This window comes from Salipiger pallidus, assembly GCF_014643635.1.
GTDB classification, from domain to species: domain Bacteria; phylum Pseudomonadota; class Alphaproteobacteria; order Rhodobacterales; family Rhodobacteraceae; genus Salipiger; species Salipiger pallidus.
Genome location: NZ_BMJV01000010.1, coordinates 43,169 through 55,707, shown reverse-complemented (window position 1 = coordinate 55,707; position 12,539 = coordinate 43,169). Strand labels below are relative to the sequence as shown.

Sequence of the window (12,539 nt, the reverse complement as noted above, 5' to 3'; positions counted from 1 at the left end):
GGGTTCTCATGACCGGAAAGACCGAAGGCAACAGCCGCCGCGATTTCCTCAAGCTTGCGGGCACCGTGGCACCGGCAGCAGCCGTCGCCGTGGCCACCGTGGGGTCCGAGGCAAATGCCGCCCCGGCACAGCCTGATCTGTCCTCGGACAAGATGCAGGACACGGCGCACACCCGCGCCTACTACGCCACCGCGCGTTTCTAAGACCCTTCGGCCCGGCAACGGACCGACGAAAGACCCGACAACGGCGACTGGTTGCGAAACGCCCGACTGCCCGCGTCATTCCATAGCCACCTAAGGGGCAGGGCCCAGTTCCTGCACCCAGGGAGTGAGAACCATGTTGAGGAAAAAGACCAACGGGGTTGCGAGACGCCCCCAGCGGACCAGTATCCTGTCTGACGTGGCCAATGCCTCGGTTGATCGCCGCGCGTTCCTGCGCGGGTCCGGGCTGGCCATCGGCGGCCTTGCCGCCATTGCCGCGACGGGCGGCACCGTACAGCAGGCCAATGCGGCCACCGCCGTCACCGGCGGCGAGATCGAAGTGAAGAAATCCGTCTGCACCCACTGTTCCGTGGGCTGCACGGTGATCGCCGAAGTGCAGGACGGCGTCTGGATCGGGCAGGAGCCCGGCTGGGACAGCCCGTTCAACCTCGGGGCGCATTGCGCCAAGGGCGCATCGGTGCGCGAGCACGCCCACGGCGAGCGCCGCCTGAAGTACCCGATGAAGAAGGTCGGCGGCGAATGGCAGCGCATCAGCTGGGACCAGGCGATCAACGAGATCGGCGACCAGATGATGTCGATCCGCGAGGAAAGCGGCCCGGATTCCGTCTACTGGCTGGGTTCGGCGAAGCATTCCAACGAACAGGCCTACCTGTTCCGGAAGTTCGCCGCCTACTGGGGCACGAACAACGTCGACCACCAGGCGCGGATCTGTCACTCGACCACCGTTGCGGGCGTTGCAAACACATGGGGCTACGGCGCCATGACCAACAGCTACAACGACATCCACAACAGCCGGTCGATCTTCATCATCGGTGGCAACCCCGCCGAAGCGCACCCGGTGTCGCTTCAGCACGTGCTGAAGGCGAAGGAGCAGAACAACGCTCCGCTGATCGTCTGCGACCCGCGCTTCACCCGCACCGCCGCCCACGCGGACGAATACGTGCGGTTCCGTCCGGGCTCGGACGTGGCGCTGGTCTGGGGCATCCTGTGGCACATCTTCGAGAATGGCTGGGAGGATGAGGAATTCATCCGCACCCGCGTCTGGGGGATGGACGAGATCCGCACCGAAGTCGCCCGCTGGACCCCCGACGAGGTCGAGCGCGTCACCGGCGTGCAGGAGTCTCAGGTTCAGCGCGTTGCGCGGACCCTGGCCAACAACCGCCCCGGCACCCTGATCTGGTGCATGGGCGGCACCCAGCACACCAACGGCAACAACAACACCCGGGCCTACTGCATCCTTCAGCTGGCGCTGGGGAACATGGGCGTTGCGGGCGGCGGCACCAACATCTTCCGCGGCCACGACAACGTGCAGGGCGCAACCGACCTTGGGGTTCTTGCGGACACGCTGCCGGGCTACTACGGCCTGACCGCTGGCGCATGGGCGCACTGGGCGCGCGTCTGGGGTGAAGACCTCGACTGGCTCAAGGGGCGCTTCGGCACCCTGACGGGCAAGGACGGCAAGACCAAGGAGATGATGGGCCTTTCCGGCATCACCGTGTCGCGCTGGATCGATGGTGTCCTTGAGGCAAAAGAGAACATCGAACAGCCGGACAACACCCGCGCCATGGTGTTCTGGGGCCACGCGCCAAACTCGCAGACCCGCCTGAAAGAGATGAAGACGGCGATGGAAAAGCTCGACCTGCTGGTCGTGGTGGACCCGTATCCGACAGTCTCTGCAGTGATGAACGACCGCACCGACGGCGTCTACCTGCTGCCCGCCTCGACGCAGTTCGAGACGCGCGGTTCGGTGACGGCATCGAACCGGTCGCTGCAATGGCGTGAACAGGTGGTCGACCCGCTGTTCGAATCGCTGCCCGATCACATCATCATGACGAAGTTCGCCAAGAAGTTCGGCTTTGCCGACCGGATGCTGCGCAACATCGAAATGGAGAATGACGAGACCCCCAGCATCGAGAGCATCACCCGCGAGTTCAACCGCGGCATGTGGACCATCGGTTACACCGGGCAGAGCCCGGAGCGCATGAAGATGCACATGCAGAACCAGCATACCTTCGACAAGACCACGCTGCGCGCCAACGGCGGTCCTGCGGATGGGGACTTCTACGGCATGCCATGGCCCTGCTGGGGCACGGCCGAGATGAACCACCCCGGCTCGGCCAACCTCTACGACCAGTCGCTGCCGGTCGCCGAGGGCGGTATGCCATTCCGCGCCCGTTTCGGCGTGGAACGCGATGGAGACAACCTGCTGGCCGAAGGCTCGTACCCTGTCGGCTCGGAGATCCAGGACGGATACCCTGAGTTCACCATGCAGATGCTCATCGATCTTGGCTGGGACGGCGATCTGACCGCCTATGAACGGCGCATGATCGAGTATGTTGCGGGCTACATCGACGAGCGTCCTGAGACCGACACCGACCTTGGCGAGCAATCGCAGACCGGGCCGTACCCGTCGGACTTCACCGAGGCCATCGGCGGCGTGAACTGGAAGACCGACCTGTCGGGCGGCATCCAGCGCGTGGCCATCGCCCGTGGCTGTGCCCCCTACGGCAACGCCAAGGCACGCTGCGTGGTGTGGACCTTCCCGGACCCGGTGCCTGTGCACCGCGAGCCGCTCTACACCAACCGCCGCGACCTGGTCGAAGACTACCCGACCTACGACGACCGCTCGTTCTGGCGGGTGCCGACGCTGTACGCGTCGATCCAGAAGAACGACTTCTCGAAGGACTACCCGATCATCCTCACCTCCGGCCGACTGGTCGAATATGAGGGCGGCGGGGACGAAACCCGGTCCAACCCCTGGCTGGCCGAGCTTCAGCAGAACATGTTCATCGAGATCAACCCGCGCGACGCCAACAACCTTGGTGTGCGGGACGGGGCGAACGTCTGGGTCGAAGGCCCGGAGGGCGGGCGCATCCGCGTCATGGCCATGGTCACCGAACGGGTGGGCGAGGGCGTTGCCTTCATGCCCTTCCACTTCGGCGGCTACATGGAGGGCAAGGACCTGCGGTCGAAGTATCCCGAAGGGGCGGACCCGATCGTGCTGGGCGAAAGCACCAACACGGCACAGACCTACGGCTACGACTCGGTGACCATGATGCAGGAAACCAAGGCCACCCTCTGCAAGATCATGCCGGCGTAAGGAGAGATACACATGGCACGCGCTAAATTTCTCTGCGACGCGGAACGCTGCATCGAATGCAACGCCTGCGTCACCGCCTGCAAGAACGAGCACGAGGTTCCGTGGGGCATCAACCGTCGCCGCGTGGTGACCATCGAGGATGGCAAGCCCGGCGAACGGTCCATTTCCGTCGCCTGCATGCACTGCTCGGATGCACCCTGCATGGCCGTCTGCCCGGTGGATTGCTTCTACCAGACCGACGAAGGTGTGGTTCTGCACTCCAAGGACCTGTGCATCGGCTGCGGCTACTGCTTCTATGCCTGCCCCTTCGGCGCGCCGCAGTACCCGCAAGCGGGCAACTTCGGCAGCCGCGGCAAGATGGACAAGTGCACCTTCTGCGCCGGCGGCCCCGAGGAGAACCACTCCGAGGCGGAATTCCGCAAGTACGGGCGCAACAGGATCGCGGAAGGCAAGCTGCCGATCTGCGCCGAGATGTGCTCGACCAAGGCCCTGCTGGCGGGGGACGGCGACATGGTGTCGTCGATCTACCGCGAGCGCGTGGTCGCCCGTGGCTTCGGCTCGGGCGCCTGGGGCTGGGGCACCGCCTACGAGAAGAAGGCCCAGTGATGGCCTGCCGCGCCGAGCCCATCGGCGCGGCCTCCTGATTTCCGGCGGGGCTGTGATGCCCCGCCGTTTCCGCTTTCCCATGGGCCCGCGCCCACAGAAAGACATGCCAGGGAGAAACCCCCATGCTGCGCCACCTGATGGCACTCCTTACCCTGACCCTGCTGTCGCTTCCGCTGACAGTCGCGGCTCAGACCGACCCGACCTCGTCTGATCCCATCGCCGGCACCTCCGTCGATGACGGCCCCGCCACCGCGACCGGGCGACAGACCCTCGAGGACATCCTGCGCCGCCAGCGCGGCGAAAACCCGATCAACCCGATCCGCAGCGAAGACCTTGGCGGCGACGCGCTGAACGCGCCCGGCATGGGTCCGCTTGGCGGTGCGTCGGATTCCGACATCTGGCGGCAGATCCGCTTTGACGAGGCGGACATCCGCAACTCCACACTCAACCCCAACGGCGATGTACTGGTCCAGACCGGCGGCATCTGGTGGGAGAACTTCCGCAAGGACGAACTGCGCACCTATGGCGGCTGGCTGCTGATCGGTACCATCGTCGTGCTGGGCCTGTTCTTCGCCCTGCGTGGGCGCATCCGCATCGACGGCGGCAAGGACGGCACGCTTGTGCTGCGTTTCAAGTTCATCGAACGCATGGCCCACTGGACCCTTGCGGGGTCGTTCATCCTGCTGGGCTTTACTGGCCTGTTCACCCTGTTCGGGCGCAAGTACCTGATCCCGGTCTTCGGGCATGACGCCAACTCGGTGCTGCTGATCGGGTCGAAGTACATCCACAACAACGTCAGCTGGGCCTTCATGATCTCGCTGGCCATCGTCTTCGTGATGTGGATCTGGCACAATATTCCCGACAAGACCGACCTTGTCTGGTTCAAACAGGCCGGTGGCATCATCGGCAAGAACCACCCCCCCGCCAAGAAGTTCAACGCAGGCCAGAAGATCATCTTCTGGGCGGTGATCGTGCTTGGGGTGTCGGTGTCAGTGTCGGGTCTGTCGCTGCTCTTCCCGTTCGAGATGCCGCTGTTCAGCCACACCTTCGAGATTCTCAACGGCTGGGGCGTTCCCGGCTGGTTCGGGATGGAGAGCTTCCCGGTGGCACTTGCCCCCCAGGAGGAAATGCAGTTCGCGCAGCTCTGGCACGCGATCGTTGCCTTCCTGATGATGGCGGTCATCCTTGGCCATATCTACATCGGCACGCTGGGCATGGAAGGCGCCTATGACGCCATGGGCTCGGGGATGGTCGACCGCAACTGGGCGCACCAGCACCACTCGCTCTGGCTTGAAAAGCTCGAGGAGAAGAAGCCGCACAAGATCAAGACCCCCGCCGAATGATCCAGGCGGACTGATCCCCGCGATCAAACGTGCGGAATGATTGCGGCAGGCCCTTCCGGGGGCCGCCGTTTCCTCTTATCTCCCCGTGAAAAGGGTGCTTCTCATGAAAGCCATGTTCAGCGGTTTTGCCGCAATCATCATCATCGGTGTGGGAGCCTACTACGGGCTTCACATGCTGGATTTCTCGTCTCAGGACGTCTACTCGAGCCCGAACGTCCGGCTCGACTGAAGGGTCTGGCCGGGATGACGGACGACTATGGCGACAAGCTTGGTGGCGCGTCGATCCTCGTGATCGACGACGAGCCGGGTATGCGCAATTTCCTGTCCAAGATCCTGGCCCCCCGTGCGGCTCGTGTCGAACAGGCCGCCTCGCCTGCCGAGGCGTCGCGGATGCTCGACCAGGCGCATTTCGACCTTGTCATCGTCGACAACGTCATGCCCGGGAAGACCGGGCTGCAGTGGCTCGAAGACCAGCGCCGCCTCGGTCTCTTCGCCGAAACCATCCTCATCACCGCCTATGCCGACCTCGATACCGCCATCGCCGCGCTGCGCGTCGGGGTGGGGGATTTCGTGCTGAAGCCGTTCCGCGCCAACCAGATCCTTGGCGCGGTGGCGCGCACGCTCGACCGCCGCTCGCTGCGCCGGGACAACGCGCTTTTGCGGCGGGAGCTGTCGGCGGGCGGCAGCAGCGCAGGCAAGATGCTGGGCAAGTCAGAACCCATGACCCGCCTGCGCGGGATGCTGGAAAAGCTCGCCCCGCTGCCGACCCCCGTCCTTTTCACCGGCGAGAGCGGCACCGGCAAGGAACTGGCGGCGCGCCACCTGCACGGTCTGTCGGCTCGGCGTGACAAGCCCTTCGTGGCGGTAAACTGCGCCGCCATCGCGCCGGACCGCATCGTGCCCGAACTGTTCGGCACCGTCGAAGGCCGCGACCATGCCACTCCCGGCCTTCTGCTTCTGGCCGATGGCGGCACGCTTTTCCTCGACGAGGTGGCGCAGATGCCCGAGCCGCTGCAAGCCGCTCTGCTGCGCGTGCTCGAGGACCAGCGCCTGCGGCCAGAAGGATCGGAACGAGAGATCCCGTTGGATCTGCGCTTTGTCTTCGCCACCAATGCCGATCTTCCGGCGGCGATGGAAGCGGGCACCTTCCGCGCCGATCTCTACCACCGCATCAACGTGATGCGCATCGAGATGCCCCCACTGCGTGATCGCTCCGAGGACATCACGGACCTTGCTGCGTTGTTCCTGTCGCAGTTCGAGTCCAGCCTCGGCATGGGAGGGCTGCGGCTCGATAACGGCACGCTGATGAAGCTGCGCCGCTACGACTGGCCCGGCAACGTGCGCGAGCTGCGCAATATGATTGAACGGTCTGTCATCCTAGGGGAGTTTCCCGAGGAGTTCGCAGGTCACGGCACAGTCACAGGCGCCGCCGCGATTGAAAGTCTCGATCTCGTGATGCAGCGCCACATGCTGCACATCCTGCAGCAATGCGGCGGCAACCGCGCCGAGGCCGCCCGCCGCCTTGGTGTGTCGCGCAAGACCATCGACCGCAAAATGGCGCTCTGGTCAGACGGCTGAACCTTCGGTTTCGGATGCGCCTCATGGGTTTTTACACATAACCCTCATTACGGGATAACCAGGATGGTGGGGGCACATTCTAAACTCCGCTGCGACACATCCCCTGACTTTACCGGGCAGGAAGATGGACGAGATTGTCCATACAGACGTGCCCTGCCCGATCCGACATGCGCGTGCTCGGCGCTCACGGTCTTTGTTGTGGGTCATGCGACAAGTACGGCCGAGCGGCTAGCGGCACCAAGCCACGCGCCGGTCAGAACGCATCCTTGATCTTGAGGTGGCTGTGCCGGTGCGGCGCGCCCGTGCCGTGCTGGTGAACCTCTTCCACATCCTCCACCGGCACCAGAGACAGCTGGCCGTGGCGGATACCCCGTTCCGCGAACAGCCCGTGCGCGTAATCCTCGACATCGGCGACCTTGCCGCGCATCACCGTCACCTCGACGGCATTCGAATGATCGAGAGGCACCGATAGTGCCGCCACGGCCTGATCATGGCGCGAGTGTCTGGTCTGGGGCACGCGGCGCCCAAGGTCACGGGTCGACAGGTCCAGCGTGTAACTGACCACCCCGACGCAATCCGCGTCCTGAGCGGCATCACGCGCCAGCGCACGGCGCAGAAGATCCCGGATCGCCTCGGAGCGGTTTGTGGCCCCCGACCGCCCCATGTGCTGGTCGAGTTCCCCAAGCAGGTCATCTTCGATCGCGATTGTTATCCGTTGCATGACCCTCTCCGTGCTTAGAAAGACAGCATCCGCCCTATGGTAACGGATCGCAAGTGGCGCCACGCTTTACATCATGTACGGCCAAAGTATGAAATCTGACAAAGTATTTCATACCGAGACGCCCATCATGATCCGTTCCCTTCCCGCTCTCGCCCTTGCGCTGTCTCTTGCAGTGCCGTCGCAGGCCGATGCGCGCGCTCTCGTGCTTGCCATCGGTGGCGAGCCTGACGGCGGTTTCGACCCGATCATGGGCTGGGGGCATTATGGTAGCCCGCTCTTTCAGTCGACGCTTCTGCGCTACGACGCCAAGCTCGAGCTGATCGGCGATCTGGCCACGAACTGGGAGCTTTCGGAGGACAGGTTGGTGTGGCGGCTGAGCCTGCGCGACGATGCTGTGTTTTCGGACGGAAGGCCACTGACGGCGGAAGATGTCGTCTTTACCTACAACACCGCGCGCACGGCCGGGGGGCTTGCGGACCTTCGCGTGCTCAGGGAAGCCCGAGCCATTGACGCGACCACCGTGGAACTGGCGCTGACCGAGCCGCGGATCACTTTCGCAGCGCGGCTGGCGACCCTTGGGATCGTGCCGGCAGGCTCTTACGGCGCGGAGTACGCACGCCATCCCGTGGGCTCGGGGCCATTCCGGATGGTCGAATGGCGCGAGGGCGAGCAACTGGTGGTCGAGCCGAACCCGCATTGGCATGGGGGGGAAATCGCGTTCGAGCGGGTCAGCTTCGTCTTCGGCTCGGAAGAGGCCGGACAGGCGCTGGCGCGTACCGGGGCTGCGGATCTCGTGGCGGTGCCACCCTCTATGGCCGACCGCGCACCACCGGGGATGGAGGATCTTCACGTGGACAGCGTAGACAACCGCGGGCTGGCCTTTCCGATGCTGCCCTCCACGGGCAGAACCACCGATGCGGGCGCCGCCATCGGCAATGACGTGACGGCAGACAGGGCCATCCGCGTCGCCGTGAACCAGGCGCTCGACCGCGATGCGCTCGTGGCGCTGGCCCTCGATGGGCATGGTCGCCCTGCCATGGGCCCGGCCGACGGCCTGCCCTGGGACAACCCCGAAGCCGCCATCCCCGGCAACGATCCCGCTGCCGCGATGGACACGCTCGATGCCGCCGGCTGGACCGATGAGGACGGCGACGGCATTCGTGAGAAAGATGGCCTGCGCGCCGCATTCCAGCTGCTCTATCCCGCCAGTGACAGCACGCGGCAGGCGCTGGCGCTTGGTGCCTCCGAGCAGCTGCGCGGCATCGGCATCGACGCCCGGCCCACGGGCGGCAGCTGGGACGAAATCGGGGCCCTCATGCATTCCCAGGTGGTCGTGCTGGGCTGGGGGGCTCATGACCCGTCCGAGATCTATTTCCTTCATCATGGCAACTACTCCGGTGTCGACTACTACAACACCGGGCACTACGCGAACCCTGCGGTGGACGCGCATCTCGAGGCAGCGGAAGCCGCGAGCGGGGTGGATGCCTCCCTTGCCCGGTGGAAGGCCGCTGCCTGGGATGGTGAGACGGGGTTCGGGCCCAGGGGGGATGCCGCATGGGCCTGGATGGTCAATCTTGAACATTCCTACTGGGTTTCTGAGTGCCTCGACCTCGGGGCGTTGCAGGTACACCCCCATGGTCATGGCTTTCCCATCACCCATGATCTGGCGTCATGGCGCTGGACCTGCGAATGACCGGATGGCTTGTGCCTCTGCTGGCCGGGCGGCTGGTCCGCCTGGCATGGCTTCTGCCGGTAGCGGCGGTCGGGCTGTTCGCGCTAATCTCGCTTGCGCCAATCGACCCTGTACAAGCCTATGTCGGGGGCCGCACGTCACAGATCGGGCCTGAGCAGCGGGCCGCGATTGCCGCAGTATGGGGGCTTGATCTGCCAGCCCCGGAGCGGTTTGCCAGCTGGCTGGGCCAGCTTCTGCGCGGAGATCTGGGACAATCCATCAGCTACAACGCGCCGGTGGCGCAGGTTATCGCGGCCAGGCTGCCGGCGTCTCTTGCCCTGATCGGCACAGCCTTCGTGGCATCATTCGTCCTCGGGGCGCTGCTGGGACTGGTGGCAGGGGCCACGCGCGGGCAGTGGCCAGACCGATTGATCCGCACGGTGGCAGTGGTGCTGGCCGCAAGCCCGGGGTTCTGGGTGGCGATCCTCCTGGTATCGGTCTTCGCGGTCGGGCTTGGCTGGTTGCCCAGCTGCTGCGCGATGCCGCCGGGCCGGCTGGCATCCGAAGTGACCCTTGCGGAGCGCTGGCATCACATGGTGCTGCCGGTCGTGACCCTGTCGGTCGTGGGCATCGCGCCCCTCGTGCTGCACACACGTCAGAGCCTGATCGCCTTTCTCGACAGTCCAGCCGCGGGACATCTGGCGGCCCATGGGGCGAGCCCTCTGCGGCTGGCTTTCGGTCCGGGACTACGTCACGCGGTGGGCGTTGCGCTGACCTTGCACCTTGCCGGGGCCGGAGAGCTGTTCGGTGGCTCTGTCCTTGCCGAAGCGGTCTTTGCCTGGCCGGGCTTGGGACAGGCTACGGTGCGGGCAGCCACCGGGGCGGACGAGCCGCTACTGATGGGGATCGGCCTTGCGACGCTGATCTTTGTCTTCGCGGGCAATCTTCTGGCGGATATCGCCGCACGGCTCGCGGACCCCAGGCTGCGGGGGCAGGCGTGAACGGCGTTGCAGCAAGCCGCCGCAGCCCGCGTCGTCGGGCAGCCTTGCAGGGCGGTGTCGCACTGGTGCTTCTGGGCGCGGTGCTTGCCGGATCGGCGCTTTTGCCCGAGAGCGCCCAGACGGTCGATGCCGTCGCGAGGGCCTTGCCACCTCAGCCCGGCCACATCTTGGGAACAGATCTTCTGGGGCGCGACATCGCGGCCCGGACCCTCGCCGCGCTGGCACAAAGCCTTCAGGTCGGGTTGCTTGCGGCGGGCTGCTCTACCATGGTGGCGGTCCTGCTCGGGCTTGCCGCGACCTTCGGGCGCGCCGCCGACCACGTGGTCGGGGCCCTGACAGAACTGGCCCTTGGACTGCCGCATTTCGTCCTGCTCATCATGATCGCCTTTGCCGCCGGGGGCGGCACCACGGGCGTGATCGTCGCCGTGGCTCTGACCCACTGGCCGCGCCTCGCCCGTGTCCTGCGCCACGAGGCGCAGGGCATCGCCGCCTCGGACTACGTCGCCATTTCCCGCGCGCTTGGCCGGTCGCGTGGCTGGATCGCCCGGCACCACCTCGTGCCGCACCTCGTTCCGCAGATCGTCGCCGGGTTCATCGTGATCTTCCCCCATGCCATCCTGCACGAAGCAGGGCTGAGCTTCATAGGCCTCGGGATCGAGCCACACCTGCCGTCGGTCGGCGTCATGCTGGCCGACAGCCTGCGTGAGATCATGGCGGGCAACTGGTGGGTCGGGGCAGCGCCCGGGCTGGGCCTGATGCTGGTGGCCCTTGCCTTCGAACGCTTTGGCGAGGCACTGCGCCGGACAACCAGCCCGGCAGGAGGTGTGGCATGAGCCTGCGCGTTGAGGCCTTGTCGGTCAGCATGCCGGGGGGCCCTGTTCTAAGTGGCGTCTCCCTGGCGTTGAACCGCGGCGAAATCGTCGGCCTGACCGGCAGTTCGGGTGCGGGCAAGAGCGTCATCGCCGACGCCATTGCCGGAGCCTTGCCCGCCGGCGCGGTCCTGTCGGGGCGGATCACCATTGATGGCGCTGCGGCAGGGCACGGCAGCATCGCCCTTGCGCCGCAACTTCTGGGCGCGCTGGATCCGCTGGCGCGCGTGGGCACCCAGATCGACAGATTTGCGCGCCTCGCCGGGCGACGGGTGGACCTGCACAGCGCCCTCGCCGACGTCGGGTTGCCGCAAGGCGCTGCCCGGAAATTCCCGCACGAGCTGTCAGGCGGCATGGCCCGCCGTGTCCTTCTTGCGACGGCCCTCGCGACGGGGGCAGAGTGGATCGTGGCGGATGAACCGACCGTCGGTCTTGATGATGAGGCGGCGGGTCGGATCATGTCGCTGCTCGCAGAACTGGCGGCCTCGGGGCGTGGCGTGATCGTCATTTCCCATGACCTGATCAGACTGGCTGAAATCGCGTCGCATATTCTCATCATGCACGACGGCCAGCCTGTGGAAACCGCCCCCGCAAGTGCCTTCATGGCAACGGAACAGAGACTGCACCATGCCTTTTCCCGCGCCCTGTGGCAGGCCCAACCCGGCACTCGTTTCACGTGCTGAGCGCCCGATCCATCACCCGCGCCCATGGCGGCCGAGCGGTCCTGAGGGGGATCGACCTCGACCTCGCTGCTGGCGAGATCCTGGGGCTCGGCGGTGTATCGGGGGCTGGCAAATCAACACTGGGGCGGATCCTCGCAGGCCTGCTGACGCCAGACCGTGGGGCTATCGTTTTGAATGGGGCGCCACCATCACCGCCCCGCCCGGGACGTCCTGCGCCGGTGCAATATGTCCCGCAATCCGCCGAGCTCGCGGTGGATCCCCGGTGGGCCGTGCGCAAGATTCTGGCCAACGCCGGGCAGCCGGATCCCGAGGCGCTGACGGCCTTGGGCATCAGGGAGGCGTGGTTCGATCGTCTGCCAGGCCAGCTCTCCGGCGGTGAACTGGCGCGGGTTTCCCTGGCCCGGCTTTTCAACCCGCATCTCAAGGTGCTGATCTGCGACGAGATCACCAGCCAGCTGGACGCGCTGGAACAGGACCGCCTGCTGCACGCCCTGACCGATCTTGCAGCCCGGCGCCGCATTGCGGTTCTGCTGATATCCCACGGCTCGGCCCTGCGGGCACGGTTCGCTCACCGTGACCTGCGGCTGGAGGCGGGACAGCTGGTCGGGCCCTAGCGGAAACAGGCCCGCCCTGCCCTTTCACCCTGCGCGTCCCTGTCCCGCGCACCGAAGAGCCCCGAGGGCCGCGGCCGCAAGGGGCAATGCGCTACCGCGGCAACCCCGGGCCTCGACCCCGCGCGAATCCC

Annotated in this window: 12 protein-coding genes; 11 read left to right on the top strand and 1 reads right to left on the bottom strand. The window is 65.8% G+C overall.

Going from position 1 to position 12,539, the window contains the following annotated elements:
• Positions 1 to 8 precede the first annotated feature (8 nt).
• From IEX41_RS18940 to IEX41_RS18920, 6 genes are all read left to right on the top strand, one after another.
• Complete coding sequence (locus tag IEX41_RS18940; protein WP_188791890.1) at positions 9 to 203, top strand: twin-arginine translocation signal domain-containing protein; 195 nt, start codon at positions 9 to 11, stop codon at positions 201 to 203.
• Between the two features lie 133 nt (positions 204 to 336).
• Positions 337 to 3,321, top strand: coding sequence for a formate dehydrogenase subunit alpha (locus IEX41_RS18935; RefSeq protein WP_188791889.1), 2,985 nt, complete (start codon positions 337 to 339; stop codon positions 3,319 to 3,321).
• 12 nt (positions 3,322 to 3,333) lie between these two features.
• Entirely contained in the window at positions 3,334 to 3,927 is a 594-nt protein-coding gene (fdh3B, locus tag IEX41_RS18930; RefSeq protein WP_188791888.1) for a formate dehydrogenase FDH3 subunit beta, read from the top strand.
• A 122-nt stretch (positions 3,928 to 4,049) separates the two neighbouring features.
• Complete coding sequence (locus IEX41_RS18925; RefSeq protein ID WP_188791887.1) at positions 4,050 to 5,270, top strand: formate dehydrogenase subunit gamma; 1,221 nt, start codon at positions 4,050 to 4,052, stop codon at positions 5,268 to 5,270.
• Between the two features lie 103 nt (positions 5,271 to 5,373).
• Complete coding sequence (locus IEX41_RS21745; RefSeq protein WP_277874191.1) at positions 5,374 to 5,499, top strand: hypothetical protein; 126 nt, start codon at positions 5,374 to 5,376, stop codon at positions 5,497 to 5,499.
• Between the two features lie 14 nt (positions 5,500 to 5,513).
• Positions 5,514 to 6,848 carry a sigma-54-dependent transcriptional regulator gene (locus tag IEX41_RS18920; RefSeq protein ID WP_188791886.1) on the top strand — a complete coding sequence of 445 codons (1,335 nt, stop codon included), beginning with the start codon at positions 5,514 to 5,516 and terminating at the stop codon, positions 6,846 to 6,848.
• 253 nt (positions 6,849 to 7,101) lie between these two features.
• Here IEX41_RS18920 and nikR read toward each other — a convergent pair whose 3' ends face one another.
• Positions 7,102 to 7,569: a nickel-responsive transcriptional regulator NikR gene (gene nikR, locus IEX41_RS18915; protein ID WP_188791885.1), complete on the bottom strand. Its 468-nt coding sequence runs from the start codon at positions 7,567 to 7,569 to the stop codon at positions 7,102 to 7,104.
• A gap of 127 nt (positions 7,570 to 7,696) precedes the next feature.
• Between nikR and IEX41_RS18910 the strand changes: the two genes are divergently transcribed.
• From IEX41_RS18910 to IEX41_RS18890, 5 genes are read left to right on the top strand one after another with little or no spacing between them, the layout of a single operon-like run.
• On the top strand, positions 7,697 to 9,262 hold the full coding sequence (locus IEX41_RS18910; RefSeq protein ID WP_229673372.1) for an ABC transporter substrate-binding protein: 1,566 nt from the start codon (positions 7,697 to 7,699) through the stop codon (positions 9,260 to 9,262).
• Positions 9,259 to 10,242, top strand: a complete 984-nt coding sequence (locus IEX41_RS18905) for an ABC transporter permease (protein WP_229673370.1) — start codon at positions 9,259 to 9,261, stop codon at positions 10,240 to 10,242. The genes IEX41_RS18910 and IEX41_RS18905 overlap by 4 nt, the downstream gene beginning before the upstream one ends.
• On the top strand, positions 10,239 to 11,075 hold the full coding sequence (locus IEX41_RS18900; protein WP_188791882.1) for an ABC transporter permease: 837 nt from the start codon (positions 10,239 to 10,241) through the stop codon (positions 11,073 to 11,075). Before IEX41_RS18905 ends, IEX41_RS18900 begins: the two co-directional genes overlap by 4 nt.
• Positions 11,072 to 11,794, top strand: a complete 723-nt coding sequence (locus IEX41_RS18895; RefSeq protein WP_188791881.1) for an ATP-binding cassette domain-containing protein — start codon at positions 11,072 to 11,074, stop codon at positions 11,792 to 11,794. Before IEX41_RS18900 ends, IEX41_RS18895 begins: the two co-directional genes overlap by 4 nt.
• Positions 11,788 to 12,408, top strand: a complete 621-nt coding sequence (locus IEX41_RS18890; RefSeq protein WP_188791880.1) for an ATP-binding cassette domain-containing protein — start codon at positions 11,788 to 11,790, stop codon at positions 12,406 to 12,408. The genes IEX41_RS18895 and IEX41_RS18890 overlap by 7 nt, the downstream gene beginning before the upstream one ends.
• The last annotated feature ends 131 nt before the right edge of the window (positions 12,409 to 12,539 follow it).

What these genes read in the sequence shown, in the direction of transcription:
- IEX41_RS18895 (WP_188791881.1), top strand. Translation starts at nt 11,072, where the DNA reads ATGAGCCTGCGCGTTGAGGCCTTGTCGGTCAGCATGCCGGGGGGCCCT.
- IEX41_RS18920 (WP_188791886.1), top strand. Translation starts at nt 5,514, where the DNA reads ATGACGGACGACTATGGCGACAAGCTTGGTGGCGCGTCGATCCTCGTG.
- IEX41_RS21745 (WP_277874191.1), top strand. Translation starts at nt 5,374, where the DNA reads ATGAAAGCCATGTTCAGCGGTTTTGCCGCAATCATCATCATCGGTGTG.
- nikR (WP_188791885.1), bottom strand. Translation starts at nt 7,569, where the DNA reads ATGCAACGGATAACAATCGCGATCGAAGATGACCTGCTTGGGGAACTC.
- IEX41_RS18925 (WP_188791887.1), top strand. Translation starts at nt 4,050, where the DNA reads ATGCTGCGCCACCTGATGGCACTCCTTACCCTGACCCTGCTGTCGCTT.
- fdh3B (WP_188791888.1), top strand. Translation starts at nt 3,334, where the DNA reads ATGGCACGCGCTAAATTTCTCTGCGACGCGGAACGCTGCATCGAATGC.
- IEX41_RS18940 (WP_188791890.1), top strand. Translation starts at nt 9, where the DNA reads ATGACCGGAAAGACCGAAGGCAACAGCCGCCGCGATTTCCTCAAGCTT.
- IEX41_RS18935 (WP_188791889.1), top strand. Translation starts at nt 337, where the DNA reads ATGTTGAGGAAAAAGACCAACGGGGTTGCGAGACGCCCCCAGCGGACC.
- IEX41_RS18905 (WP_229673370.1), top strand. Translation starts at nt 9,259, where the DNA reads ATGACCGGATGGCTTGTGCCTCTGCTGGCCGGGCGGCTGGTCCGCCTG.
- IEX41_RS18910 (WP_229673372.1), top strand. Translation starts at nt 7,697, where the DNA reads ATGATCCGTTCCCTTCCCGCTCTCGCCCTTGCGCTGTCTCTTGCAGTG.